We start from the raw sequence: 24,520 nt of genomic DNA, 5'->3' as shown, positions 1-24,520 counted from the left end.
GGTCCACGTGTCATTCCGTCTCAGCACCGGGTTAGCCCAGGCCATACTTTTTCACTTTGTCGAACAGCGTGGTCTTGGCCATGCCCAGCTCCTGGCTGGCCTGGCTGAGGTTGCCGCCGGTACGCTGCAGGGCATCGCTGAGCAGGTTGCGCTCGAACGCCTCGACCGCTTCGGCAAAGCCCAGGCCCTGGTTGGCGCTGGCCCCGGCCTTTTTGAACGCCGGCAAGCCCAGCGCGTAGCGTTCAGCGACGTTGCGCAATTCGCGCACGTTGCCTGGCCAGTCGTGCGCCATCAGCCGCGACAGGGTCTGGCTGTCCAGTTGCGGGGTTTCCCGGTCGAAGCGCAGGGACGATTGCTGCAGGAAGTGCTCGAACAGTTGCAGGATGTCTTCGCGGCGCTCGCGCAGGGGCGGCAGCTCCAGGGTCACCACGTTGAGGCGGTAGTACAGGTCGCTACGGAACTGCCCGCTGTGGCCCAGGGCGTTGAGGTCGGACTTGGTGGCGGCGATCACCCGGCAGTCCACGGCAATGCTCTGGTTTGAGCCCAGGCGCTCCAGGGTGCGTTCCTGCAGTACCCGCAGCAGCTTGATCTGCAGGTTGAGCGGCATGCTTTCGACTTCGTCGAGGAACAGGGTGCCGCCGTTGGCGTGCTCGATCTTGCCGATCCGGCGTTTGCCGGCACCGGTGAAGGCGTTGGCCTCGTGGCCAAAGATCTCGCTCTCGAACAGGTTCTCCGGCAGGCCGCCGCAGTTGAGCGCCACGAACGGCGCGCCCTGGCGGCGGCTGAAATCGTGCAGGCAGCGGGCGACCAGTTCCTTGCCGGTGCCGGTCTCGCCTTCAATCAGTACGTTGGCTGAAGTATCGGCGACGTTGGCGATCAGTTCGCGCAGGTTCTGCATGGCTGGCGAGCGGCCAATGATCCGCCCTTCAAGGGTGCTTTGCCCGGCCAGTTGGCGGCGCAGGGCGAACACTTCACGGGACAGGCCACGTTGCTCCAGCGCACGACGCACCACTTCGACCAGGCGTTCCGGGGCGAAGGGCTTTTCCATGAAGTCGTAGGCGCCGTTGCGCATGGCGCCGACCGCCATGTCGATATCGCCGTGGCCGGTGATCAGTACCACCGGCAGGCTGCGGTCGCGGGCCTTGAGGCGGCTGAGCAGTTCCAGGCCATCGATGCCGGGCAGGCGGATATCGCTGACGACGATGCCGGCGAAGTCATCACCGATGCGCTGCAGGGCTTCTTCGGCGCTGCCGACGCCTTCGCAGGCGATGTCTTCCAGGGCCAGCGCCTGCTGGCAGCCGAGCAGCACATGCGGGTCGTCTTCGACGATCAGGACGGTAAGGGGCGCTTGGTTCATAGGGACTCGGCTGATTCTGTGGGGGCATTGACCAGCGGCAGGCTGAGCACGAACGCGGTACCGCCGCTGGCGGGGTGTTCGACGCTGAGGCTGCCCCTGGCGGCGGCGGCGAGGCTGGCAGACAGGGTCAGGCCCAGGCCCAGGCCGTGCTCTCCCGGTTTGGTGGTGAAAAACGGTTCGAACAGGTGCTTGCGCGTTTCGTCATCGATGCCGTGACCATTGTCGCGCACCCGCAGGCGGTACTTGTCACCCTGCAACTCGCCCTCCAGCCACAACTGCGGCATGGGTTGCGCGGCCATGGCATCAAGGGCGTTGCCGATCAGGTTGACCAGAATCTGCTCCAGGCGGGTCTGGTCGATGGCCAGCGTCGGGTCCGCGTAATTGCTGTGCAACTGCAAGTGGCAGCCGGCGATGCGGTTGCCCAGCACCTGCAGGCTGGCCTCGACGGCCTTGCTCAGGGAGGCCTTGCCGCTGTCTTCACCGCGGCGGGCGAAGGAGCGCAGGCTGGCAGTGATACGGCCCATGCGGTCGATCAGGTCGTTCATGGTGCGCAGGTTGGTGCTGACGGTTTCCAGCGCGCCGCGTTCGAGGAAGCGCACGCTGTTGCCTGACAAGGTGCGCAGGGCGGCCAGCGGCTGGTTCAGTTCATGGGCGATGCTGGTCGACATCTGGCCGATGGCTGCCAACTTGCCGGCCTGGACCAGTTCATCCTGGGCGTGGCGCAAAGTCTGTTCGGCATGCCGGCGTTCGCGGATCTGGCCCTTGAGGCGTTCGTTGCTGGCGCGCAGGTCGGCAGTGCGTTCGGCGATCTTGCGTTCCAGTTGGCTGTTGGCCTCTTCCAGTGCTTCACGGGCGGCCAGGCGGGTGGCGATCACCTTGCGCCGTTCGTTCCAGGCGATCAGCAAGATCGCGAGCAAGGCCAAGGCAACGCCGACCAGAATGCCCTGGACCATGGATTCGCGGCGCAGGTCCTGCAAGGGCGTGAGCAAGGTAAAGTGCCAGGGCGTGTCGCTCAGGCGCCGGGTTTGCGCCAGATAAGCCACTTCGCGGCGGCCATCGCCGAGTTCGGCATTGGCCGGGAAGCTCAGCTTCTCGACACCGTCGGCGATTTTTTCCCGCGACAGCGGTTGCAGTTCATTCAGCGGCCACCAGTAATATTGCAGGCTGCGGGCCAGGCGTTCCTTGATTTCCGGGGTCAGCGGGCGCACCGACTTGAGTCGCCGCGCCGGGTCGCTGGAGAGGATGATGATGCCGTTCTCGTCGCTGACAAAAGCCTCGAGGCGGGCCCGCTGCCAGCGTTCTTCCATGGCTTCCAGGCGCACCTTGATCACCGCCACGCCAATGATCTTGCCGTGTTCTTCCAGGCCGTGGGCAAGGAAATAGCCAGGCTCCCCGGTGGTGCTGCCAATGCCATAGAAGCGCCCGGGCTGACCGCGTACGGCATCCTGGAAATAGGCGCGGAACGACAGGTCTTCGCCGAGGAAACTGTCGATATCGCGCCAGTTGCTGGTGGCCTGGACCCGGCCGCTGGTGTCCAGGACAAAGATCGCCCGACTGCGGCTGCGCCGGTTCAGGCCTTCGAGGTATTCGTTGACCGCCTGGCGGTGTTCGCCGTCGGGTTCGGTCAGCAGGCTGGAAACGCTGCTTTCCAGTTCCAGCAAGCTTGGCAGGTAGGTGTACTTGCTGATTTCGCTCTCGACCGCGCGCGCGTGCAGCTCGAGCTGGCGCTCGCCGTTTTCGCTCAAGGTGCGGATGCCGTTGTGTTCGCTGATCATGAAGCCGGCCACACCCAGGCCGATCATCAGCAGGATGATCAGTGGCGGTAACAGCAGTTGGCGGATCAGACGGGGTTTCACGGCAAGGGCAGGCTTGGCAGGGCGAAAGAGCGTAGGGTCGCATTTCATCACAGTAGCCTTGGTACGACCAGCACGCTCTGCCGGCGTGCACCGGACAGAGCGTGATGATCACCTCAGTGTTGCAGGATCTTGCTGAGGAAGTGCTGGGTACGCTGGTCGCGTACGCTCTGGTCACCAAAGAATTCTTCCTTGGTGCAGTCTTCGATGATGCTGCCCTTGTCCATGAAGATCACCCGATTGGCGACCTTGCGGGCAAAGCCCATTTCGTGGGTCACGCACATCATGGTCATGCCTTCGTGAGCCAGTTCGACCATTACGTCGAGTACTTCGCTGACCATTTCCGGGTCCAGTGCCGAGGTCGGTTCGTCGAACAGCATGACGATCGGGTCCATCGACAGGGCGCGGGCGATGGCCACACGCTGCTGCTGGCCACCGGACAGTTGCCCCGGGTGCTTCTTGGCGTGGGCACTGAGGCCGACGCGCTCAAGCAGGGCCAGGCCCTTCTTGGTCGCTTCGGCTTCACTGCGGCCCAACACCTTGCGCTGGGCAATGGTCAGGTTCTCGGTGATGGTCAGGTGCGGGAACAGCTCGAAGTGCTGGAACACCATGCCGACCCGCGAGCGCAGCTGCGGCAGGTTGGTCTTGGGGTCGGCAATCGAGGTGCCATCGACGACGATGTCACCCTTCTGGAAGGGCTCCAGGGCGTTGACGCATTTGATCAGGGTCGATTTGCCCGAGCCCGACGGGCCGCAGACCACGACCACTTCGCCTTTCTTGACCTCGGTGTTGCAGTCGGTCAGAACCTGGAAGTCCCCGTACCACTTGTTGACGTTCTTGATGGAGATCATACGGTTATCCTTTTCTGCAGACGCTTGACCAGGAAGGAAGCGGAGAAGCTGATGACGAAGTACACGGCGCCGGCGAAGACCAGGAACTCATTGGAGCGCCCGATGATGTCGCCACTGGCCCGTGCCGAGTTGAGGAAGTCGACCAGGCCGACGGTGTACACCAGCGAGGTGTCCTGGAACAGGATGATGCTCTGCTGCAGCAGCAGCGGGGTCATCTTGCGGAACGCCTGGGGCAGGATGATCAGGCGCATGGTCTGGCCATAGGTCATGCCCAGGGCTTGGGCTGCGCCCATCTGGCCCTTGGAGATCGACTGCACGCCGGCACGGACGATTTCACAGAAATACGCCGCCTCGAACATCATGAACGCCACGACGCAGGAGGTGAAGGCCCCGACCGGGGTGTCTTCGCCGGTGATCCAGCGCAGTACGAACGGCACCGCCAGGTAGAACCAGGTGATGACCAGCAGCAGCGGAATGGAACGGAAGTAGTTGACGTAGGCGCCAGCAACGTTCGACAGCAGCTTGCTCGACGACAGGCGCATCAGCGCCAGGAGGGTACCGAGCACGATACCGCCGACCACGCCCATGACCATCAGTTGCAGGGTCATGACCATGCCGTTCCACAGGCCCGGCAGGGCAGGGATGATTCCACTGAAGTCCATTATTTGCCCCCCACGGAGATCAGGCCAGGCACGGCGACTTTCTTCTCGACCATGCGCATCAGCAGCATCAGGCCCATGTTCAGGGTGAAGTAAATCAGGGTGGCCAGGGTGAAGGCTTCAAACAGGTTGGCCGAGAACTCGGCGGTCTGCTTGGTTTGCGCCAGCAGTTCCATCAGGCCGATCAGCGAGGCCACCGAGGAGTTCTTGAACACGTTCAAAAATTCCGAGGTCAGCGGCGGAATGATGATCCGGTAGGCTTGCGGCAGCAGCACGTTCCAGTACACCTGCGGCAGGCTGAAGCCCATGGCGCGGGCGGCGGCTTCCTGGCCGCGGGGCAACGCCTGGATACCGGTACGCACCTGCTCGCAGACGCGGGCGGCGGTGAACAGGCCCAGGCAGACGACCACGCTGATCAGCGCCGAGGTGGTCGGGTTGAGGTCCTGCTTGTACCACTCCTGCAAGTTCTCGGGCAGCAGGTCTGGTACCAGGAAGTACCAGATGAACAGCTGCACCAGCAGCGGTACGTTACGAAAGAGTTCCACGTAGGCGGTGGCAATGCCCGACACCAGACGGTTCGGCACGGTGCGCATGACGCCGAGTACCGAACCCAGCAGCAATGCGATGATCCAGGCGGCGATGGCAATGGCGATGGTCCAGCCCAGGCCGGTGAGGTACCAGTCCAGATAGGTTTCGCTGCCCACGCCGGTGGACTTGAAGAATACGCCCCAGTCCCAGTTGTAATTCATCGGGATCTCCCCTCAGATCAGTTATTTCACGGGCACCTTCGAGCATCCGGGGGCGCAGGGCGCCCTCGGATGAAAGGTTAGACACTAACTAGCTGGGGATCAGGACTTCTTTTCGTCTACAGCTTTGTCGGTAGGATTGGCGATCAACGCCTTGAGCTCGTCGCTCATCGGGAACTGCAGGTTCAGGCCTTTAGGCGGGACTGGCTGGTTGAACCACTTGTCGTAGATCTTGTTGATCTCGCCCGACTTGTAGAGGTTGACGATGGCCTTGTCGACCGCAGCCTTGAACGCCGGGTCTTCCTTGCGGACCATGCAGCCGTAGATTTCATAGGACTGCGGCGTACCGACGATGGCCCAGCCCTTCGGGTTCTTGGCCTTGGCCATTTCACCGGCGAGCAGCGCGTCGTCCATCATGAAAGCCACGGCGCGGCCGGACTCAAGCATCTGGAACGACTCGCCATGGTCCTTGGCCGAGATGACGTTCATCTTCATCTGCTTGTCGGCGTTCATGGCCTTGAGGATGCGCTCGGAAGTGGTACCGGCGGTGGTCACCACGTTCTTGCCGGCCAGGTCCGGGAAGTCCTTGTACTTGGCGTTTTCCGGCTTGCCGTCTTCGGCCTTGGTCAGCAGGCGAGTACCGACTTCGAAGATGCCGACCGAGAAGGCCACTTGCTGCTGGCGCTCGACGTTGTTGGTGGTCGAGCCACACTCGACGTCAACGGTGCCGTTCTGGACCAGCGGGATACGGGTCTGGGAGGTAACGAGGTTGTATTTGACTTGCAGGTCCGGCTTGTTCAGGTCCTTTTTCAGGGACTCGACGATTGCCAGCTGGATGTCATGGGAGTAACCGACGGGTTTGCCCGAAGCGTCGGCGATGTAGGAGAACGGAATGGAAGCGTCACGGTGCCCCAGGGTAATGGTGCCCGACTCGTTGATCTTTTTCAGGGTGCCGGTCAGTTCGGCAGCGAAGGCTGGCGTGCTGATCAAAGCGGCCGCAACAGCGGCGCCCAACAGATGGGGAACGATACGCATCAAAATTTCCTCGACGTTGTTTTTTTTATGGAGCCGTTGGCGGGCTCTTTCGTTCAGCGAACACTGCAGTGAAGCGTTTTGCGCATTCGGGTACTGAGTGTAGAGCATGACTCGTGCCAAGCCCTGATTTCGATCATAACGCCATGAAAAAACGGGGGATTAATCTTTTTTGACGATTTGCGGGAGGTAGGATTCGTCCGGATGGCCGAATGCGGCGGGGTTTGGCGTTCGGAAAACCGAATGATGAGCCGCGTTCCAGGGCAAGCCTGCTCCCAGTGTAGGAGCGGGCTTGCCCCGCGATGTGGGTCAGCAGCTAGGCAGCTTGTACGCGTGCGCGGTTCAGTTCCAGGCGCTGAAGGTACTCCTGCAAAGCCTGCTGCTCTGTAGCGGTCGTGAACAGGCCCAGCTTGCTCCGGCGCCAGAGGATGTCGTCGGCATTCACCGCCCATTCTTCGCTGCACAGGTAGTCCACCTCACGGCTGAACAGGCCGCCACCAATGGCCTCGCCCAGGTCCTGCGGGCCCTGCACGCCTTCGAGCAAGCGCCAGACGCGGCTGCCGTAGGTGCGTGCCCAACGCTTGGCGATCTCGGCTGGCAGCCAGCCGCAGCGGGCCAGGATGGCGTCGACCAGCGCTTGCGGGGTGCTCATGTCTTCACCGCCCGGTAGTGGCGCGGTAGCCGTCCAGCTGCCGCGCATCTGCGCAAAGAACGGTGCCAGCTCGCTCATCGCCGACTCGGCCAGTTTGCGGTAGGTGGTCAGCTTGCCGCCGAACACCGACAGCAGCGGTGCTTCGCCAGTGCTGGCCGACAGCGCCAGGGTGTAATCGCGAGTGACGGCCGACGGGTTGTCGGACTCGTCGTTGCACAGCGGACGAACACCGGAATAGGTGTGCAGGATATCGGCGCGGCTGAGCTGGTGATTGAAGTGTTCGTTGACCACTTTCAGCAGGTAATCGGTCTCGCCCTCGGTGATTGCCACTTTGGCCGGGTCGCCGGTGTATTCGCGGTCGGTGGTGCCGATCAGGGTGAAGCGTTCCAGGTACGGAATGGCGAAGACGATACGCTGGTCTTCGTTTTGCAGGATGTAGGCATGTTCGCCGTCGTACAACTTGGGCACGATCAGGTGGCTGCCCTGGATCAGGCGAATGCCGTAGGGCGCGTCGAGCTTCAGGTCATCCTGGATGAACTTGGCTACCCACGGGCCAGCAGCGTTGACCAGCGCGCGAGCACGGATCGATTGCTGGCTGCCGTCGGCGTTTTCCAGTTGCACGTTCCATACACCATCGACCCGATGGGCGCTGACGCAACGGGTACGGGTGCGGATGTCGGCGCCTTTTTCACGGGCGGCCATGGCATTGAGCACCACCAGGCGGGCATCGTCGACAGCACAGTCGGCATATTCGAAACCGCGGGTGATTGCCGGCTTGAGCGGATTGCCCGGGCCGAAACGCAAGCTGCGCGAAGCACCGAGCTGCTTGCGCTTGCCCAGGTGATCGTAAAGGAACAGGCCGGCGCGGATCATCCATGCCGGACGCAGGTGCGGGCGGTGCGGCAGCACGAAGCGCATCGGCTTGACGATGTGCGGCGCCTTGGCCAGCAGCACTTCACGCTCGGCCAGGGCTTCGCGCACCAAGCGGAATTCGTAATGTTCCAGGTAGCGCAGGCCGCCGTGGATCAGCTTGCTGCTGGCTGAGGATGTGTGGCTGGCCAGGTCGTCCTTTTCGCAAAGGAACACGTGAAGACCGCGTCCGGCTGCATCGGCGGCAATCCCCACGCCGTTGATGCCGCCGCCGATTACGGCGAGGTCATAAATGTCGGCAAGGGCGGGCGATGACAAGCTGGATTGGGACACGGGTGGCCTCCTGAAGGTCTTTCCGACATCGAATCTGAACATCGATGTTCACTTTCGAAAATACTAGCGCAACAAAATGCTGCTCGCCAGTCACTTTCCATAGAAAATACTGATCAGATGACAAATAAATGAAAAATAACGAACATTCGAGCTGCCATCGTCGCGATGGCAGCTTGTGGCCGCTCAGACCACTTCGAGGCGGATCTTGTACTGGTTGAGTAACTGGGTGAGGGCGGGCACTGGCGCCTGGTCGGTCACCAGGCAGTCGATCAGGCTGATAGAGCCCAGGCGCACCATAGCGTTACGGCCGAACTTGCTTGAGTCGGCGGCGAGGATGACCTGGCGGGCATTGGCGATGATCGCCTGGGATACCCGTACTTCCTGGTAGTCGAAATCCAGCAGGCTGCCGTCTTCATCGATGCCGCTGATGCCGACGAGGGCGAAATCGACCTTGAACTGGTTGATGAAGTCGACACTGGCCTGGCCGACCACGCCACCGTCACGGCGCACATTGCCGCCGGCCAGCAGCACTTCGAAATCATCCTTGGCACTGAGGATCGAGGCCACGTGCAGGTTGTTGGTGATGATCTTCAGGTGGTTGTGGTTGAGCAGGGCGCGGGCGATGGATTCGGTGGTGGTGCCGATGTTGATGAACAGCGAGGCGTGGTCGGGAATCTGCGCGGCGATCGCTTCGGCGATGCGCTGCTTCTCGTCGCGCATCTGGTCGGCGCGCATGGCGTAGGCGGTGTTTTCGATACTGGAGTCGTAAGCCGCGCCACCGTGGTAGCGACGCAGCAGATTAACTTCTGCCAGTTGGTTGATGTCTCGACGGATGGTTTGCGGGGTAACGACGAACAACTGCGCCATTTCTTCGATACTGACATAGCCGCGTTCGCGAACCAGTTCGAGGATTTGTTGTTGGCGAGGGGGCAGATTCATGGGCGGTCCTTTTGGGCAGCCGGGAAAATTGCGCCATGAAAACAGCTCAAGCTGCAAGCTGCAAGCCACAAGATGATTCGCGGCCTACAGGCTTGCAGCTTGTAGCTTACAGCTTGTTTCTACTGCTCACTCGTCGTGTGGTTCCCAATCGCGGGTGCGATCCACTGCTTTCAGCCAGCCGGCGTACAGCTTCTCTTTCTGCACTTCATCCAGTTGCGGGTTGAACTCGCGCTCGATGATTGCCTTGCCGCGCAGTTCATCCAGGCTGCTCCAGAAACCACAGGCCAGGCCCGCCAGGTAGGCAGCGCCGAGGGCAGTGGTTTCACGCATTTGCGGGCGTTCGACGCAGGTGCCGAGGATGTCGGCCTGGAACTGCATGAGGAAGTTGTTGGCGACGGCGCCACCATCCACCCGCAGCTCGCTCAGGCGTTGGCCGCAGTCCTGTTGCATGGCGTCGAGCACGTCGCGGGTCTGGTAGGCGATCGACTCCAGCGCCGCGCGGATGATGTGATCGACCTTGACCCCGCGGGTCAGGCCAAACAGTGCGCCACGGGCATAGGGGTCCCAGTACGGTGCGCCAAGGCCGGTGAAGGCCGGTACCAGGTACACGCCGTTGCTGTCTTTGACCTTGCTGGCGAAGTATTCGGTGTCGTGGGCGTCGTTGACGATCTTCAGTTCGTCACGCAGCCACTGCACGGTGGAACCGCCGTTGAAAACGGCGCCTTCCAGGGCGTAGGCCACTTCGCCGCGAGGGCCGCAGGCGATGGTGGTGAGCAGGCCGTGGGAAGATTTGACCGCCTTGTCGCCGGTGTTCATCAGCAGGAAGCAGCCGGTGCCGTAGGTGTTCTTGGCCTGGCCCGGTTCCACGCACATCTGGCCGAACAGCGCGGCTTGCTGGTCGCCAGCGATACCGGCAATGGCGATACCGCTCTTGGTGCGGCCGTAGACTTCCGAGGAGCTGCGCACCTGGGGCAGCATCTGCCGCGGGATGTTCAGCACTTCAAGCATCTTCTCGTCCCACTCCAGGGTGTGGATGTTGAAGAGCATGGTGCGCGAGGCGTTGGTGTAGTCGGTGACGTGGACCTTGCCACCGGAGAATTTCCAGATCAGCCAGCTGTCGACAGTGCCGAACAGCAGGTCGCCACGCTCGGCGCGCTCACGGGCGCCTTCGACGTTGTCGAGGATCCACTTGAGCTTGGTGCCGGAGAAGTACGGGTCGGTGACCAGACCGGTGGTTTCGCGGATGTAGTCCTGCAGGCCGTCACGCTTGAGCTGTTCGCAGATCTCGGTGCTGCGCCGGCATTGCCAGACGATGGCGTTGTACACCGGGCGGCCGGTTTCCTTGTCCCAGACCACGGTGGTTTCACGCTGGTTGGTGATACCGATGGCTGCTACCTGGTCGTGACTCAGGCCTGCCTGGGCCAGGGCTTCGACCATGGTCGCGCTCTGGGTGGCGAAGATTTCCATGGGGTCGTGCTCGACCCAGCCGGCTTGTGGGTAATGCTGTGCGAATTCGCGTTGCGAGGTGCCAACCACGTTGGCGTCACGGTCGAAAATGATGGCCCGCGAACTGGTCGTGCCCTGGTCCAGGGCAATGATGTAGTTCTTGTTCTGGGTGTCTGTCATGTCGTTGGCCTTGCACTTAATAGGGTGGAGATCAGGGCGGGGCGAGCCTGGCTCGCCACTGCAGGCATCAGGACGCCTGGGTCTTGCCCTGAGGGTTGGCGTCGGTCTGGGCGCTTTCGCTCTCGGCAACCGGCAGGTTGCGGGCGATCACGCCGCGGTACAGGGCGGCCCCAAGGCTCGCTCCTATGATCGGCGCAAAAATCGGAATCAGGAAATAGGGAATATCACGACCGCCAGTAAAGGCGACTTCGCCCCAGCCGGCGAGGAAGGTCATCAGCTTGGGCCCGAAATCCCGTGCCGGGTTCATCGCAAAGCCGGTCAGCGGGCCCATGGCGCTGCCGATCACGGCAATCAGCAGGCCGATCAGCAGGGGCGCCATGGCGCCGCGCGGAAGGCCGTTGTTGTCATCGGTCAAGGCCATGATCACCGCCATCAGTACGGCGGTGATGATCACTTCGACCAAAAAGGCCTGGCCGGTGGACAGCGCCGGGTGCGGGTAGGTGGAGAACACCGAGGCCAATTCGAGGCTGGCCTGGCTGCCACGGATCATTTCATGGGCCTGTTCGAAATCGAAGAACAGGTTGCTGTATAGCGTGTAAACCAACGCAGCGCCACAGAAGGCGCCGGCAATCTGGGCGACGATGTAGAACGGCAGTTTGTGCTTCTCGAAACCGGCGAACAGGCACAGGGCGATGCTCACGGCCGGGTTCAGGTGCGCACCGGAAACCCCGGCGGTGAGGTAGATCGCCATGCTCACGCCGACGCCCCAAATGATGCTGATTTCCCACAGGCCAAAGCTGGCACCCGCCACCTTGAGCGCAGCGACGCAGCCGGTGCCGAAAAAGATCAGCAGCGCAGTGCCGAGAAATTCGGCCATGCACTGGCTTGAAAGTGTTGGTTGTCTCAGAGCAGTCGTCATTCGTTACCTCGGTTCTTGTTGTTGTGAGGCGCAGTGAGCGCTCGACAAAAGCCCAACAGAAATCCCCATTTCGGTCGGGCGGCGGCAGAAAATGCACCTTATCGGGGCATGACTATATTCATAATCGAAAAAATATAGACAAGAAACGCTTATGTCAAAGGTCGAAAGTGAACCACCATTCACAATCTGACTATTGGTGACGGTGATGGGCGTTGGTTGCGCTTGGGGTTTTGCCCTAAAGTAGCCAGCGAAATGGCATTCACCCTACTGTCTGGAGCCCTGTATGACCCCCGCCCTGGATCTGCTGAAAAAGGTTCGCGCCGAACACCACATCCACAGTTACGAACATGATCCCAAGGCAGCATCCTACGGGCTGGAAGCGGCGGAGAAGCTCAACCTTGAGCCTGCGCGGGTGTTCAAGACCTTGCTGGCCAGTAGCGAAAAGGGCGAGTTGCTGGTGGCGGTGGTACCGGTGGTCGGTAGCCTGGACCTGAAGGGCCTGGCCCATGCTGCCGGGGTGAAGAAATGCGAGATGGCGGATCCGGCGGCGGCTCAGCGTTCGACCGGTTACCTGCTGGGCGGAATCAGCCCGCTGGGGCAGAAGAAGCGCTTGCGCACTTTCATTGACGAAACCGCTGAATCCTTTGAAACAATTTTCGTCAGTGCTGGCCGCCGAGGGCTGGAAGTCGAACTGGCGGCTGCGCTGCTGGCCGAGCATACCCAGGGCAAATTCGCCGCCATTGGCCGTGACTGACATCTGTATGTTCAAAATCGGTTGATTCTGTCTCTGTCGGTCTTTGCCGCTTGGCGGGCATGCTCTGTGGCCCGCCATCGAGAGATCTGTCCCATGCAGCTTGAGTTCCATCAGGTCGATGCCTTCAGCGACCGTCCCTTTGCCGGCAACCCGGCCATGGTCTATCGCCTGGAGCGCTGGCTCGCCGATGAGTTGATGCAACAGATTGCCGCCGAACACAACCTGGCCGAGACTGCGTTCGTCGTTCCCCATGCCGAAGGCTGGCAGATTCGCTGGTTCACCCCGACCACTGAAGTGCCGCTGTGTGGCCACGCGACCCTGGCCAGTGCTCATGTGTTGCTGGAGGTCTATAAAGAGCCGAGTGAGCGGCTGCTGTTCCAGAGTAAATCCGGCCCGCTGAGCGTAAGCCGCGAAGGCGGGCGTTTGCAGCTGGATTTCCCGCGGGTCGAGCCGCAGCCCTTGAATGACCGGGTGCCGGTGGCTCAAGCCCTGGGCTGCCCGGTGCTGGAAGTCTGGAAAACCAACGAACTGCTGGTGCGGGTCGAGTCCGAGCAGGTGTTGCGTGCCTGTACGCCGGACATGGCGGCGCTGGCGCAATTACCGGGGCTCGGGGTGATCGTCACTGCGCCTGGTATCGAGCACGATTTTGTCTCGCGTTATTTCGCACCGGGAATCGGTATTCCCGAGGATCCGGTGACAGGTTCTACCCATTGCAGCCTGATCCCGTACTGGGCGCAGCGTCTGGGCAAGCGCGAGCTGCGGGCGTTTCAGTGTTCGAGTCGCGGCGGGGAGTTGTTCTGCCGGCTGGAGGGGGAGCGGGTGAAGATTGCTGGGTATGCCAGGCTGGTGGCCAGTGGGACTTTGATGCTTTGAAAGCATCGCGGGGCAAGCCAGCGCCTACATTGACCTTTGTAGGAGCGGGCTTGCCCCGCGATTGGCCCTGCATCAGACCGTCGAGCTGTACCGGCGAACGCCGTTCTCCGGCACCGGCAACTGCGCCGCCACGCTGCCCGGTACGGCAAACACCACCAGGTGGTCCGCCGCCACTTCAATCCCTACTTCGGCACCGACCTGATGGTCGTTGTGGCTTGGGAAGATCGCTTCCAGCTGGCTGCCGGTAGGCAGTTGCAGGCGATACAGGGTCGCGGCACCGAGGAAGCTCTTGCCCACGATCAACGCCTTCAGTTCGCTGTGCGGCGCATGGATGATGTCATCCGGGCGCAGCAACACGTCCACGGCGCTGCCAGGCGTCAGGGTGTAGGCACGGTTGCCGCGCAGCTCACCGAGTTCGGTGCGTACCGATTCAGGGCTGGTCAACTGGCCGCGAATGAAATAGCCCTGGCCAATGAAACTGGCCACGAATGGTGTCAGCGGTTCGTGGTAGAGGTTGTAGGGGGTGTCCCATTGCTCCAGACGACCTTCCTTGAATACACCGACGTGATCGCTGACGGCAAAGGCCTCTTCCTGATCGTGAGTGACCAGGATCGCGCTGGTGCCACGGCTTTTGAGAATGTCGCGCACTTCATGGCTCAGGCGCCGGCGCAGCTCCACATCAAGGTTGGAGAACGGTTCGTCGAGCAGCAGCAATTGCGGCTCGGGAGCCAGCGCGCGGGCCAGGGCCACACGCTGCTGCTGGCCGCCGGAAAGCTCGTGGGGGTAGCGTTTGCCCAGGCCGCCGAGCTTGACCAGCTCAAGCATCTCTTCGACCACCTGGCGTTGCTGAGGATGCTTGCCGATGCCGAAGGCGATGTTCTCGGCCACGGTCAGGTGCGGGAACAGCGCGTAGTCCTGGAACACCATGCCGATCCGGCGTTTCTCCGGGGCCAGGGTGAACCCGGCCCTGGAGATGACCTCGCCACCCAGCTGGATCTCGCCTTCGTGCACCGGCTCGAAACCGGCAATGGCGCGCAGGGTGGTGGTCTTGCCGCACCCCGAGGAGCCCAGCAGGCAACCGATGTCGCCGGCGTTCAGGTGCAGGTTGAGGTTCTGGACGATGCGCTGCTCGCCATAGCCACAGGCGAGCTCGCGCAGGTTAAGCAGTAAAGGTTGACTCATGCGTGGTGATAGGCCGGTTCAACAAGAAATTCGAGAAGCGCCTTCTGTGCATGCAAGCGGTTTTCGGCCTGGTCCCAGGCGACCGAACGGGGGTCGTCGAGCAGGTCCAGGCTGATTTCCTCGCCGCGGTGGGCGGGCAGGCAGTGCATGAACAGGGCATCGGGTGCTGCCAGGTCGAGCAGTTCGCGGGTTACCTGGTAAGGCGCGAACAAGGCCAGACGCCGTGCAGTTTCCTCTTCCTGACCCATGGAAGTCCAGACATCGGTGCTCACCAGGTGGGCGCCCTGCACCGCAGCCTTGGGTTCACGGAAGATCTGTACGCGGTCACCGGCCTGGGCCAGGAACTGCGCATTGGGCTCGAATTCGGCCGGGCAGGCGATGCGCAGCTGGAAGTCGAACTGGATGGCCGCCTCTATATAGCTGTTGCACATGTTGTTGCCATCGCCGATCCAGGCCACGGTCTTGCCCTGGATGGCGCCGCGGTGTTCGAGGAAGGTCTGCATGTCGGCCAGCAACTGGCACGGGTGCAGGTCGTCGGACAGGCCGTTGATGACGGGCACCCGCGAGTTGGCGGCGAATTCGGTCAGGGTGCTGTGGGCAAAGGTACGAATCATCACCGCATCGAGCATGCGCGACATGACGATGGCGCAGTCGCCGATCGGTTCGCCACGGCCCAGCTGGGTGTCCCGTGGCGAGAGGAAGATGGCCTGGCCACCGAGCTGGATCATGCCGGCTTCGAACGACAGGCGAGTGCGGGTCGAGGATTTTTCGAAGATCATCCCCAGCACGCGGTTTTTCAGCGGTTCGAACAGTACGCCGCGGTTACGCAGGTCCTTCAGCTCGATACCTCGACGGATCACACTGAGCAGTTCGTCGGGTGTGAAATCCATCAGGGAGAGAAAGTGCCTAGCGCTCATGTTTGACTACCTTTTTGCAACAGACCGCAGATCAGCCTTACCGGTTTTTCAAAACAACGGAAGTGACCTGCGGCGAAAGCCGCACGGGGCGACGAATTAGGGGAAGACGCAATACTATAATTAAATGTCGCGTCATACCAAGAGGGGGTTTCGTCGCCGATGTTTCAGGCAGTGTCGTAACCCATTGGACAGAAGCTTTTTTTATACGTTACACAAGGGTTTTACACTGCCTGCCTGCGCCTTGGCAAACCGGGCGGCGGGCCGGTTGCGAATCGCTACGCCTGATGCCCGAAGATTCACGTGACAAACCTCGCTGGTACGTGCGCCGGGCCAGGCTCATAGTCAGTTCATCCCAGACACCCAAGCAAGAGGTGGCCATGAACAAGACCCTGCATCACCGTGCCTGTCATCTGTGTGAAGCCATCTGCGGCTTGACCCTGGAAATCACCCACCAGCCCGATGTCGCCCCGCGCATCACCTCGATCAAGGGTGACCCCGAGGACCGCTTCAGCCGCGGCCACATCTGCCCCAAGGCGGTGGCCTTGCAGGATATCCAGAATGACCCGGACCGCCTGCGGGCGCCGCACAAGCGTGTCGGTGACAGCTGGCAGGCGATCAGTTGGGAAGAGGCCTTCGAACTGGCCGCGCAAAAGCTCTGGGCTATCCAGCAGGCCCACGGACAAAACGCCGTGGCGGTGTATCAAGGCAACCCGAGCGTGCACAACTACGGGCTGATGACCCACAGCAACTACTTCCTCGGGTTGCTCAAGACCCGTAACCGCTTCTCTGCCACCTCGGTGGACCAACTGCCGCATCACCTGACCAGCTACCTGATGTACGGCCATGGCCTGTTGCTGCCGATCCCGGACATCGACAACACCGCGTTCATGCTGATCCTGGGCGGCAACCCGCTGGCCTCCAACGGCAGCATCATGACCGTGCCGGATGTCGAGAAGCGTCTCAAGGCAATCCAGGCCCGTGGTGGCAAGCTGGTGGTGGTCGATCCGCGCCGCAGCGAGACGGCGGCCATGGCTGATCAGCATCTGTTCATTCGCCCCGGCGGCGACGCCGCGTTGCTGTGTGGCCTGCTCAATACGTTGTTTGCCGAAGGCTTGACCCGCCAACCGAGCCTGCCGGTGGAGGGCCTGGGCGAGGTGCAAGCGGCGATCGCGCCGTTCACGCCCGAGGCCATGAGCCCGCTGTGCGGCGTCCAGGCGCAGGTAATTCGCCAGTTGGCCCGGGACTTTGCCGCCGCCGACAAGGCAGTCTGTTACGGGCGCATGGGCATCTCGACCCAGGCCTTCGGCACCTTGTGCCATTGGCTGGTGCAGCTGATCAACCTGGTCAGCGGCAACCTCGACCGCGTGGGGGGTGCCCTGTGTACCGAACCCGCGGTGGATCTGGTGGCCAGTACTTCGGGTGGGCATTTCAATGCCTGGCAGAGCCGGGTCTCGGGGCTGCCCGAGTACGGCGGCGAATTGCCGGTGGCGGCCCTGGCCGAAGAGATGCTAGTCGAAGGTGAGGGGCAGGTTCGCGCGCTGGTGACGGTCGCGGGCAACCCGGTGCTGTCCACGCCCAATGGCCGGCAGTTGGAGCGGGCCCTGGACGGCCTTGAGTTCATGCTCAGCATCGACCTGTACATCAACGAGACCACCCGTTACGCCGACCTGATCCTGCCGTCCACCTCGGCACTGGAAAATGATCACTACGACACCACCTTCAACCTGTTGGCGGTACGCAACGTGAGCCGCTTCAACCGGGCTGTCCTGCCCAAACCCGAAGGCGCCTTGCATGACTGGGAGATCTTCGTCGGCCTGGCCAAGGCTTTTGCCGCCCGCAGTAACAAGCCGTTGAAGCCGACCCTGGCGCCGGCGCAGATGATTGATATCGGCCTGCGCCAGGGCCGATACGGTGAGGCCTCGGCGTTCAAACTGTCGCTTGAGACCCTCGACCAGCACCCCCATGGCATCGACCTGGGGCCGCTGCAGCCCAACCTTGCCGCGCGCTTGAAGACGCCTAACCAACGGATTCAAGCCGCACCGCGGGAGATGCTCGGCGACCTGCAGCGCTTTGCCGGGCAACAGCCGCTGGCGGCGGATCAACTGCTGCTGATCGGTCGTCGCCATGTACGCAGCAATAATTCCTGGATGCATAACTACCACCGCCTGGTCAAAGGCAAGCCGCGCCATCAACTGCTGATGCACCCGGATGACCTGGCCGGTCGCCACTTGCAGGACGGCCAACGGGTGCGGGTCAGCTCGCGGGTCGGCGAAATCGAGGTCGAGGTGCAGGCCAGCAGCGACATGATGCCGGGGGTGGTCAGCTTGCCCCATGGCTTTGGCCATGCCCGTGCCGGAGTGCGCCTGGAGATCGCCCAGGCGCACCCCGGCGCCAGTGCCAACGACCTCACCGATGAGCGCCAGTTCGATGCAGTGTCGGGCAACGCGGCGCTCAATGGCGTGCCAGTGCAGGTGGTTGCGGCCTGATATCGGCAAGGCCGAGCGTCCTGCTTGGCTTTCCGATACAATGCGTCACCGTGCCGACAACCAGGTCGGAAAGTTCAGCCGCGAGGTGCTTCATGGATATTATCGAAACAATCAAAGAGCAGATTGCCAACAACACCATTCTGCTTTACATGAAAGGCTCGCCGAATGCCCCGCAGTGCGGCTTTTCGGCCAAGGCGGCGCAAGCCGTGATGGGCTGCGGCGAGAAATTCGCTTACGTGGATATCCTGCAGAATCCGGAAATCCGCGCCAACCTGCCAAAGTACGCTAACTGGCCAACCTTCCCGCAACTGTGGGTTGCTGGCGAGCTGGTCGGCGGTTCCGACATCATGGCTGAAATGTTTGCCAACGGCGAACTGCAGACCCTGATCAAGGAAGCTGCAGCCAAGGCCGCTGACAAGGCCTGATTCCAGGTTTGGTCAAAAAAAAGCCCCGCAATGCGGGGCTTTTTTTGCCTGTAGGGCAGGGGGGGAACTTACTCGCCCATCTGCGACTGCAGGTAGTTCTCCAGGGTGATCTTGTCGATCAGGCTCAACTGGGTTTCCAGCCAGTCGATGTGCTCTTCCTCGGCTTCGAGGATGTCTTCGAGCAGTTCACGGCTGCCGAAGTCGCCGACGGTCTCGCAGTGGGCGATGGCGGCCTTGAGGTCGACCAGGCCTTTTTGCTCGATCTTCAGGTCGCACTCAAGCATTTCCTTGGTGTGCTCACCAATCAGCAACTTGCCCAGGTCCTGGACGTTGGGGATGCCTTCGAGGAACAGAATACGCTTGATCAGTTTGTCAGCGTGTTTCATCTCTTCGATGGATTCTTTGTACTCGTGCTTGCCGAGCTTCTCCAGGCCCCAGTCTTCGTACATGCGGGCATGCAGGAAGTATTGGTTGATTGCGACCAGCTCGTTTCCGAGGATCTTGTTGAGATGCTGGATGACGCTAACGTCGCCTTTCATGATGGGGTCCTGCCCTGTAAGTGTGTCTATCAAGGCAAGTCTGAGCTTCGCAATTTCTACTGTCAAACCTAAGTTGTTGAATAATAAATAAAAATTAATCGGAATAAGAATGTTTGTGTTCCGCGTTAAACCCCTAACTACTTGAATTACAGGCATAAAAAAACCGGACACTGGGTCCGGTTCTTGGAATTCGCTGAATTATGCTGCCGTAAATTCTACAGGATAGGGCAGGGCAGCCTGGCTGACCTGAAGCTCGGTGAGGGTTTCGCGCACTACCTGCTTGGCCAGGCAGGCACATTTGCCACACTGGCTTGCCACGTTGGTGGCGCTTCTGACTTCCTTGTAGCTGCAGCATCCTTCATAGATCGCATCGCGGATCTGTCCGTCGGTCACACCAACACAAAGACACACATACATAGGGCTGGCCATCGCTGGTTAAGGCTCAATTCGAAGAAGCTTAATGTTAATGAGAATGCTTGTCAAAGCTCTTTCTGCAGGGCGCGGACTAGAGCGACCAACGGCTGATTGTCGAGCGTTCGGACTGAAACTCGGCGAGCGGCTCAGGGCGGTGTATGATGGTCGGCCATTTCGATGCCAGGCCGGTGCATGCTGGCCTGTGCAAGATGATTCCACCCCATCAGGAGATATCGCATGAGCGTACTCGTTGGCAAAAATGCCCCGGACTTCACCGTTCCAGCTGTTCTGGGCAACGGCGAAATCGTCGACAGCTTCAACCTGGCTTCGGCCATCAAAGGCAAGTACGGCCTGGTGTTCTTCTACCCGCTGGACTTCACCTTCGTCTGCCCGTCCGAGCTGATCGCTCTGGACCACCGCATGGCTGAATTCAAGGCGCGCAACGTTGAAGTGATCGCCGTGTCGATCGACTCGCACTTCACCCACAACGCCTGGCGCAACACCCCGATCAATGCCGGCGGCATCGGTCAGGTCCAGTACATCATGGCTGCTGACATGAAGCACGACATCGCCAAGGCCTACGACGTAGAGTCCGAAGGCGGCGTGGCTTTCCGTGGCGCCTTCCTGATCGACGACAAGGGCGTTGTCCGCTCGCAAATCGTCAACGACCTGCCACTGGGCCGTAACATGGACGAGCTGCTGCGTCTGGTCGACGCCCTGCAGTTCCACGAAGAGCACGGCGAAGTCTGCCCTGCCAACTGGAAAAAAGGCGACAAGGGCATGACCGCTTCGCCAGAAGGCGTTGCTGCTTACCTGAGCGAGAACGCTGGCAAGCTGTAATTGCCAGGTATAAAAAAACCGGCCTGATGGCCGGTTTTTTTATGCCTGTAGGAGCGGGCTTGCCCCAGCGTCAGTCGTTGAAGTCCTGCCAGCCGCCCATTTCTTTCCAGCGGTTGACGATGCCGCAGAACAGCTCGGCAGTCTTCTCGGTGTCGTAACGCGCCGAGTGCGCCTCACGGCCATCGAAGTCGATGTCGGCGCTCTGGCAGGCCCGCGCCAGCACGGTCTGGCCATAGGCAAGGCCGGCCAGGGTGGCGGTGTCGAAGCTTGAGAACGGATGAAACGGGTTGCGCTTCATGTCGTGGCGGGCCACGGCGGCATTGAGGAAGCCCAGGTCGAAGCTGCTGTTGTGACCGACCAGGATCGCCCGTTTGCAGCCATTGGCCTTGAGCGCCTTGCGCACGCCACGGAAGATGTCGGTCAGGGCCGACTCTTCGCTGACGGCCATGCGCAGCGGGTGGTCGAGCTTGATTCCGGTGAACTCCAGGGCGGCCTGCTCGATGTTGGCGCCTTCGAACGGCTCGACGCGGAAGAAATAGGTGTGTTCCGGGAACAGGAAACCTTTTTCGTCCATGCCGATGGTGACTGCGGCGATCTCCAGCAGGGCGTCGGTCGCGCAATTGAAACCGCCGGTTTCAACGTCGACCACTACCGGCAGGTAACCGCGAAAGCGCTCAGCCATTGGGTGGTGTGGACCGCCACCATGACCTTCCTGGTCGTCTTCGTACTGATCTTCGCTCACGCAGTTTCCTCCAGCAGGCGCCAGCGCAGTTGCTCACCGGCGCGCAGCGGGATAACGGTCTGCTCGCCGAACGGCAAGCTGCTTGGGGCGGTCCAGCTGTCGCGGACCAGGGTAATCGTATCGGTGTTGGCCGGCAGGCCGTAGAAGGCCGGGCCGTGCAGGCTGGCGAAGCCTTCGAGCTTGTCCAGCGCATTGCGTTGTTCGAACGCTTCGGCGTACATCTCGATCGCGGCATAGGCGGTGTAGCAGCCGGCACAGCCACAGGCCGCTTCCTTGGCGTGCTGGGCGTGCGGAGCCGAGTCGGTGCCGAGGAAGAACTTGCTGCTACCGCTGGTGGCGGCGTCCAGCAAGGCCACCTGGTGGGTGTTGCGCTTGAGGATCGGCAGGCAATAGAAGTGCGGACGAATACCGCCCACCAGCATGTGGTTGCGGTTGTACAGCAGGTGCTGGGCAGTGATGGTCGCGCCAACGTTGGCCGGGGCCTCGTTGACGAACTGCACGGCGTCGCTGGTGGTGATGTGTTCAAACACCACCTTGAGGGTCGGGAAGCGCTCGACCACACGGCGCAGGTGCTCGTCGATGAACAGCTTCTCGCGGTCGAACACGTCGATCTCGCTGCGGGTCACTTCACCGTGCACCAACAGCGGCATGCCGACCTCGGCCATGGCTTCGAGCACCGGGAAGATCTTGTCGACACTGGTCACGCCGGAATCGGAGTTGGTCGTCGCGCCAGCCGGATACAGCTTGGCGGCATGGACAAAACCGGTGGCCTTGGCCGCGCGGATTTCCTCGGGCTGGGTACGGTCGGTGAGGTACAGCACCATCAACGGCTCGAAACGGCTGCCGGCAGGGCGTGCAGCGAGGATGCGCTCGCGGTAGGCACCGGCTTCGGCGGCGTTGCGCACCGGTGGCACCAGGTTGGGCATGATGATTGCGCGGGCAAAGGTGCGCGCAACGTCGCCGACGGTATGCGGCAGTACAGCGCCATCACGAAGATGGATGTGCCAGTCGTCGGGACGCAGGAGGGTCAGGCGGTCGGACATTGGGGATTCCAGGCGGGTCGAACTCAAGGTCAATGCTACCGGAAAAGCCGGTTGCGAGCACTCGCTATCAAGTTTTGCCGCGCCCGACCGATAGCGTGCAGGTATACCGTGAAAATCTGTGGAGCCGCCCGTGCGCCAGCGTTATCTAGCCCTGCTCAGTGTGTTTGCCAGCATGCCCGCCATGGCACTCACCTTCCAGACCCGTCTGGAGAACATCGAGTGGAAGGTCGAAGGCGATCAGTTCGAATGTCGGCTGGTTCAACCCATTGCCGATTTCGGCAGCGGCGAGTTCGTCCGTCGCGCCGGCGAGCAGGCGACTTTCCAGCTGCGTTCAAGCAACAATGTGCTCGGCACAGGCTCCGCCACCCTGCTGGCGGCGGCCGCGCCGTGGCAGCCCGGTCGCGGCGATATCAACCTGGGGGCGGTGCGCATGGCTCGCAGTGGCGTGCTCTTCACCAGCTCCCAGGGCCAGGCCAGCCGCCTTATCAACGGTTTGCTCGATGGTCGCAGCACCGTGGTGCGCAACTATGCCGGTGAAGCCGGGCGGACCATGGAAGTGCGGGTGTTGCCAGTCAAGTTCAATAAGGCCTACGGCGATTATCAGGCCTGTGCGGCAAAGCTCTTACCGATGAACTATGACCAGGTGCGCCAGGCGCAGGTTGGCTTCCCTGGCGGGGGCATCGACCTGGATGCCGATGCCAGGGCACGCCTGGATGTGATCCTCGACTTTCTCAAGGCGGACCCTTCGGTCAACCATATCGAACTCGATGGTCACTCCGACAACAGCGGTAACCGCCTGACCAACCGCGACCTGTCACGGCGCCGGGCGCTGGCGGTGATGGAGTACCTCAAGGCCCATGGCATTCCCGAAGAGCAGATCACCGTGCGCTTCCATGGCGAGCGCTATCCGCTGGCGCGCAACAACAGCGCGACCAACCGCGCACGCAACCGGCGGGTGAACATTCAGCTTGATCGGGTAACGCCGGTCGAAAAACCGCTGGAAAAACCGCTCGAGCCTGCCGTCAAAGCTCCAGCCGCACCGGCTGCGGCGACAGAGGCCAGCAAGCCGGTCAGCAAGTCCTGAGCTGCGACAGTCCGTCGCGCTCTCGACAGTTCCTGTCGCTTTGTCGTCACAAGCTGTCGCCCCACTGTAAATTTTGTCGCAAGGTCGGTAGAATCAACGGCTTTCCGTACAACCCCGTGGAGTGATGGCATGGCGGACGTAAAAAAGGTCGTACTGGCGTATTCCGGCGGCCTTGATACTTCGGTGATTCTCAAGTGGCTGCAGGATACCTACAACTGTGAAGTGGTGACCTTCACCGCTGACCTGGGACAGGGCGAAGAGGTCGAACCGGCCCGCGCCAAGGCTCAGGCCATGGGCGTCAAGGAAATCTACATCGACGACCTGCGCGAAGAATTCGTACGCGACTTCGTGTTCCCGATGTTCCGCGCCAACACCGTCTATGAAGGCGAGTACCTGCTGGGTACTTCCATCGCTCGTCCACTGATCGCCAAGCGCCTGATCGAAATCGCCAACGAAACCGGCGCCGATGCCATTTCCCATGGCGCCACCGGTAAAGGCAACGACCAGGTACGTTTCGAGCTGGGTGCCTATGCGCTCAAGCCAGGCGTCAAGGTTATTGCGCCATGGCGTGAATGGGACCTGCTGTCCCGTGAAAAGCTGATGGACTACGCCGAGAAGCACGGTATCCCGATCGAGCGTCATGGCAAGAAGAAGTCGCCGTACTCGATGGACGCCAACCTGCTGCACATCTCGTATGAAGGCGGCGTGCTGGAAGACACCTGGACCGAGCACGAAGAAGACATGTGGCGCTGGACCAAGTCGCCAGAAAACGCCCCGGACGTTCCGACCTACCTGGAACTGACCTACCGCAACGGCGATATCGTTGCCCTGGACGGCGTTGAAATGTCGCCTGCCACGGTGCTGGCCACCCTCAACCGCATCGGCGGCGAGAATGGCATCGGTCGCCTGGACATCGTCGAGAACCGTTACGTCGGCATGAAGTCCCGCGGCTGCTACGAAACCCCAGGCGGCACCATCATGCTGCGCGCCCACCGGGCGATCGAATCGATCACTCTGGACCGCGAAGTCGCTCACCTCAAGGATGAGCTGATGGCCAAGTACGCCAGCCTGATCTACACCGGCTACTGGTGGAGCCCTGAGCGTCTGATGCTGCAACAGATGATCGATGCGTCCCAGGTCAATGTGAACGGTGTCGTGCGCCTGAAACTGTACAAGGGCAACGTCATCGTCACCGGCCGCAAGTCGGACGATTCGCTGTTTGACGCCAACATTGCCACCTTCGAAGAAGATGGCGGTGCGTACAACCAGGCTGACGCAGCGGGCTTCATCAAGCTCAACGCCCTGCGCATGCGCATTGCTGCCAACAAGGGCCGCAAGCTGGTCTGACGCTTGTTACCCCAGAAAACCCCGGCGTGCCGGGGTT

The 24,520-nt window shown here is 61.5% G+C and carries 23 protein-coding genes; 7 read left to right on the top strand and 16 right to left on the bottom strand.

Features of this window, described 5'->3' with window-relative positions:
- Nucleotides 1–31 precede the first annotated feature (31 nt).
- From PspR32_RS20225 to PspR32_RS20180, 10 genes are all read right to left on the bottom strand, one after another.
- Nucleotides 32–1,357, bottom strand: a complete 1,326-nt coding sequence (locus tag PspR32_RS20225; RefSeq protein ID WP_010221019.1) for a sigma-54-dependent transcriptional regulator — start codon at nt 1,355–1,357, stop codon at nt 32–34.
- Nucleotides 1,354–3,261: a sensor histidine kinase gene (locus PspR32_RS20220; RefSeq protein ID WP_159389076.1), complete on the bottom strand. Its 1,908-nt coding sequence runs from the start codon at nt 3,259–3,261 to the stop codon at nt 1,354–1,356. The genes PspR32_RS20225 and PspR32_RS20220 overlap by 4 nt, the downstream gene beginning before the upstream one ends.
- Before the next feature lie 65 nt (nt 3,262–3,326).
- Nucleotides 3,327–4,061 carry an amino acid ABC transporter ATP-binding protein gene (locus PspR32_RS20215; protein WP_010221022.1) on the bottom strand — a complete coding sequence of 245 codons (735 nt, stop codon included), beginning with the start codon at nt 4,059–4,061 and terminating at the stop codon, nt 3,327–3,329.
- On the bottom strand, nt 4,058–4,726 hold the full coding sequence (locus PspR32_RS20210; protein ID WP_162471123.1) for an ABC transporter permease subunit: 669 nt from the start codon (nt 4,724–4,726) through the stop codon (nt 4,058–4,060). Before PspR32_RS20210 ends, PspR32_RS20215 begins: the two co-directional genes overlap by 4 nt.
- A complete protein-coding gene (locus PspR32_RS20205; protein ID WP_010221024.1) occupies nt 4,723–5,469 on the bottom strand; it encodes an amino acid ABC transporter permease in 747 nt (248 codons plus the stop codon). Before PspR32_RS20205 ends, PspR32_RS20210 begins: the two co-directional genes overlap by 4 nt.
- A 99-nt stretch (nt 5,470–5,568) precedes the next feature.
- Nucleotides 5,569–6,501 (bottom strand): glutamate/aspartate ABC transporter substrate-binding protein, encoded by a 933-nt coding sequence (locus tag PspR32_RS20200; protein WP_159389075.1) that lies wholly within the window; start codon nt 6,499–6,501, stop codon nt 5,569–5,571.
- Nucleotides 6,502–6,814: 313 nt separating this feature from the next.
- Complete coding sequence (gene glpD, locus PspR32_RS20195; RefSeq protein ID WP_159389074.1) at nt 6,815–8,353, bottom strand: glycerol-3-phosphate dehydrogenase; 1,539 nt, start codon at nt 8,351–8,353, stop codon at nt 6,815–6,817.
- A 183-nt stretch (nt 8,354–8,536) separates the two neighbouring features.
- Nucleotides 8,537–9,292 carry a DeoR/GlpR family transcriptional regulator gene (locus PspR32_RS20190; protein ID WP_010221027.1) on the bottom strand — a complete coding sequence of 252 codons (756 nt, stop codon included), beginning with the start codon at nt 9,290–9,292 and terminating at the stop codon, nt 8,537–8,539.
- 126 nt (nt 9,293–9,418) lie between these two features.
- On the bottom strand, nt 9,419–10,918 hold the full coding sequence (gene glpK / locus PspR32_RS20185; RefSeq protein ID WP_010221028.1) for a glycerol kinase GlpK: 1,500 nt from the start codon (nt 10,916–10,918) through the stop codon (nt 9,419–9,421).
- Nucleotides 10,919–10,985: 67 nt separating this feature from the next.
- Nucleotides 10,986–11,837 carry an MIP/aquaporin family protein gene (locus PspR32_RS20180; RefSeq protein WP_010221029.1) on the bottom strand — a complete coding sequence of 284 codons (852 nt, stop codon included), beginning with the start codon at nt 11,835–11,837 and terminating at the stop codon, nt 10,986–10,988.
- Between the two features lie 283 nt (nt 11,838–12,120).
- Between PspR32_RS20180 and ybaK the strand changes: the two genes are divergently transcribed.
- Together ybaK and PspR32_RS20170 are read left to right on the top strand one after the other, a co-directional pair.
- The gene (ybaK, locus tag PspR32_RS20175; protein WP_010221030.1) at nt 12,121–12,591 is read left to right on the top strand and encodes a Cys-tRNA(Pro) deacylase; all 471 of its coding nucleotides are present in this window, start codon (nt 12,121–12,123) and stop codon (nt 12,589–12,591) included.
- A gap of 93 nt (nt 12,592–12,684) precedes the next feature.
- Complete coding sequence (locus PspR32_RS20170) at nt 12,685–13,464, top strand: PhzF family phenazine biosynthesis protein (RefSeq protein ID WP_010221031.1); 780 nt, start codon at nt 12,685–12,687, stop codon at nt 13,462–13,464.
- Between the two features lie 72 nt (nt 13,465–13,536).
- On the opposite strand, the gene PspR32_RS20165 is transcribed toward PspR32_RS20170, so the two are convergent.
- Nucleotides 13,537–14,646, bottom strand: coding sequence for an ABC transporter ATP-binding protein (locus PspR32_RS20165; RefSeq protein ID WP_010221032.1), 1,110 nt, complete (start codon nt 14,644–14,646; stop codon nt 13,537–13,539).
- Nucleotides 14,643–15,563, bottom strand: a complete 921-nt coding sequence (gene argF / locus PspR32_RS20160) for an ornithine carbamoyltransferase (protein WP_010221033.1) — start codon at nt 15,561–15,563, stop codon at nt 14,643–14,645. The genes PspR32_RS20165 and argF overlap by 4 nt, the downstream gene beginning before the upstream one ends.
- Before the next feature lie 377 nt (nt 15,564–15,940).
- Between argF and PspR32_RS20155 the strand changes: the two genes are divergently transcribed.
- Both PspR32_RS20155 and grxD read left to right on the top strand, forming a co-directional pair.
- Nucleotides 15,941–18,049, top strand: coding sequence for a molybdopterin oxidoreductase family protein (locus PspR32_RS20155; RefSeq protein ID WP_159389073.1), 2,109 nt, complete (start codon nt 15,941–15,943; stop codon nt 18,047–18,049).
- A gap of 92 nt (nt 18,050–18,141) precedes the next feature.
- On the top strand, nt 18,142–18,474 hold the full coding sequence (gene grxD / locus PspR32_RS20150; RefSeq protein WP_010221035.1) for a Grx4 family monothiol glutaredoxin: 333 nt from the start codon (nt 18,142–18,144) through the stop codon (nt 18,472–18,474).
- Between the two features lie 68 nt (nt 18,475–18,542).
- Here the strand turns inward: grxD and bfr are convergent, their stop codons facing one another.
- Both bfr and PspR32_RS20140 read right to left on the bottom strand, forming a co-directional pair.
- Nucleotides 18,543–19,013, bottom strand: a complete 471-nt coding sequence (gene bfr / locus PspR32_RS20145) for a bacterioferritin (protein WP_010221036.1) — start codon at nt 19,011–19,013, stop codon at nt 18,543–18,545.
- 198 nt (nt 19,014–19,211) lie between these two features.
- Nucleotides 19,212–19,430, bottom strand: a complete 219-nt coding sequence (locus tag PspR32_RS20140; RefSeq protein ID WP_010221037.1) for a bacterioferritin-associated ferredoxin — start codon at nt 19,428–19,430, stop codon at nt 19,212–19,214.
- 234 nt (nt 19,431–19,664) lie between these two features.
- Here PspR32_RS20140 and PspR32_RS20135 point away from each other — a divergent pair, with 234 nt between their 5' ends.
- The gene (locus PspR32_RS20135; protein WP_010221038.1) at nt 19,665–20,267 is read left to right on the top strand and encodes a peroxiredoxin; all 603 of its coding nucleotides are present in this window, start codon (nt 19,665–19,667) and stop codon (nt 20,265–20,267) included.
- A gap of 70 nt (nt 20,268–20,337) precedes the next feature.
- Here PspR32_RS20135 and rnt read toward each other — a convergent pair whose 3' ends face one another.
- Both rnt and pyrC read right to left on the bottom strand, forming a co-directional pair.
- Complete coding sequence (gene rnt / locus PspR32_RS20130; protein ID WP_249684437.1) at nt 20,338–20,949, bottom strand: ribonuclease T; 612 nt, start codon at nt 20,947–20,949, stop codon at nt 20,338–20,340.
- A 56-nt stretch (nt 20,950–21,005) separates the two neighbouring features.
- Nucleotides 21,006–22,052, bottom strand: a complete 1,047-nt coding sequence (gene pyrC / locus PspR32_RS20125; protein ID WP_010221040.1) for a dihydroorotase — start codon at nt 22,050–22,052, stop codon at nt 21,006–21,008.
- Between the two features lie 130 nt (nt 22,053–22,182).
- On the opposite strand from pyrC, the gene PspR32_RS20120 reads away from it, so the two are divergent.
- Together PspR32_RS20120 and PspR32_RS20115 are read left to right on the top strand one after the other, a co-directional pair.
- A complete protein-coding gene (locus tag PspR32_RS20120) occupies nt 22,183–23,136 on the top strand; it encodes a flagellar protein MotY (RefSeq protein WP_010221041.1) in 954 nt (317 codons plus the stop codon).
- 129 nt (nt 23,137–23,265) lie between these two features.
- Nucleotides 23,266–24,483, top strand: coding sequence for an argininosuccinate synthase (locus PspR32_RS20115; protein WP_010221042.1), 1,218 nt, complete (start codon nt 23,266–23,268; stop codon nt 24,481–24,483).
- The last annotated feature ends 37 nt before the right edge of the window (nt 24,484–24,520 follow it).

The organism is Pseudomonas sp. R32 (assembly GCF_009866705.1).
Lineage (GTDB): Bacteria > Pseudomonadota > Gammaproteobacteria > Pseudomonadales > Pseudomonadaceae > Aquipseudomonas > Aquipseudomonas donghuensis.
Note: the sequence above shows the minus strand (reverse complement) of the source record. Positions and strands in the feature narration are given on the sequence as shown.

Coding starts and splice junctions, on each gene's coding strand:
- PspR32_RS20225 (WP_010221019.1), bottom strand. CDS start 1,357: ATGAACCAAGCGCCCCTTACCGTCCTGATCGTCGAAGACGACCCGCAT.
- PspR32_RS20220 (WP_159389076.1), bottom strand. CDS start 3,261: ATGAAATGCGACCCTACGCTCTTTCGCCCTGCCAAGCCTGCCCTTGCC.
- PspR32_RS20215 (WP_010221022.1), bottom strand. CDS start 4,061: ATGATCTCCATCAAGAACGTCAACAAGTGGTACGGGGACTTCCAGGTT.
- PspR32_RS20205 (WP_010221024.1), bottom strand. CDS start 5,469: ATGAATTACAACTGGGACTGGGGCGTATTCTTCAAGTCCACCGGCGTG.
- PspR32_RS20200 (WP_159389075.1), bottom strand. CDS start 6,501: ATGCGTATCGTTCCCCATCTGTTGGGCGCCGCTGTTGCGGCCGCTTTG.
- PspR32_RS20190 (WP_010221027.1), bottom strand. CDS start 9,292: ATGAATCTGCCCCCTCGCCAACAACAAATCCTCGAACTGGTTCGCGAA.
- glpK (WP_010221028.1), bottom strand. CDS start 10,918: ATGACAGACACCCAGAACAAGAACTACATCATTGCCCTGGACCAGGGC.
- PspR32_RS20180 (WP_010221029.1), bottom strand. CDS start 11,837: ATGACGACTGCTCTGAGACAACCAACACTTTCAAGCCAGTGCATGGCC.
- ybaK (WP_010221030.1), top strand. CDS start 12,121: ATGACCCCCGCCCTGGATCTGCTGAAAAAGGTTCGCGCCGAACACCAC.
- PspR32_RS20170 (WP_010221031.1), top strand. CDS start 12,685: ATGCAGCTTGAGTTCCATCAGGTCGATGCCTTCAGCGACCGTCCCTTT.
- PspR32_RS20165 (WP_010221032.1), bottom strand. CDS start 14,646: ATGAGTCAACCTTTACTGCTTAACCTGCGCGAGCTCGCCTGTGGCTAT.
- argF (WP_010221033.1), bottom strand. CDS start 15,563: ATGAGCGCTAGGCACTTTCTCTCCCTGATGGATTTCACACCCGACGAA.
- PspR32_RS20155 (WP_159389073.1), top strand. CDS start 15,941: ATGAACAAGACCCTGCATCACCGTGCCTGTCATCTGTGTGAAGCCATC.
- grxD (WP_010221035.1), top strand. CDS start 18,142: ATGGATATTATCGAAACAATCAAAGAGCAGATTGCCAACAACACCATT.
- bfr (WP_010221036.1), bottom strand. CDS start 19,013: ATGAAAGGCGACGTTAGCGTCATCCAGCATCTCAACAAGATCCTCGGA.
- PspR32_RS20140 (WP_010221037.1), bottom strand. CDS start 19,430: ATGTATGTGTGTCTTTGTGTTGGTGTGACCGACGGACAGATCCGCGAT.
- PspR32_RS20135 (WP_010221038.1), top strand. CDS start 19,665: ATGAGCGTACTCGTTGGCAAAAATGCCCCGGACTTCACCGTTCCAGCT.
- rnt (WP_249684437.1), bottom strand. CDS start 20,949: ATGGCTGAGCGCTTTCGCGGTTACCTGCCGGTAGTGGTCGACGTTGAA.
- pyrC (WP_010221040.1), bottom strand. CDS start 22,052: ATGTCCGACCGCCTGACCCTCCTGCGTCCCGACGACTGGCACATCCAT.
- PspR32_RS20115 (WP_010221042.1), top strand. CDS start 23,266: ATGGCGGACGTAAAAAAGGTCGTACTGGCGTATTCCGGCGGCCTTGAT.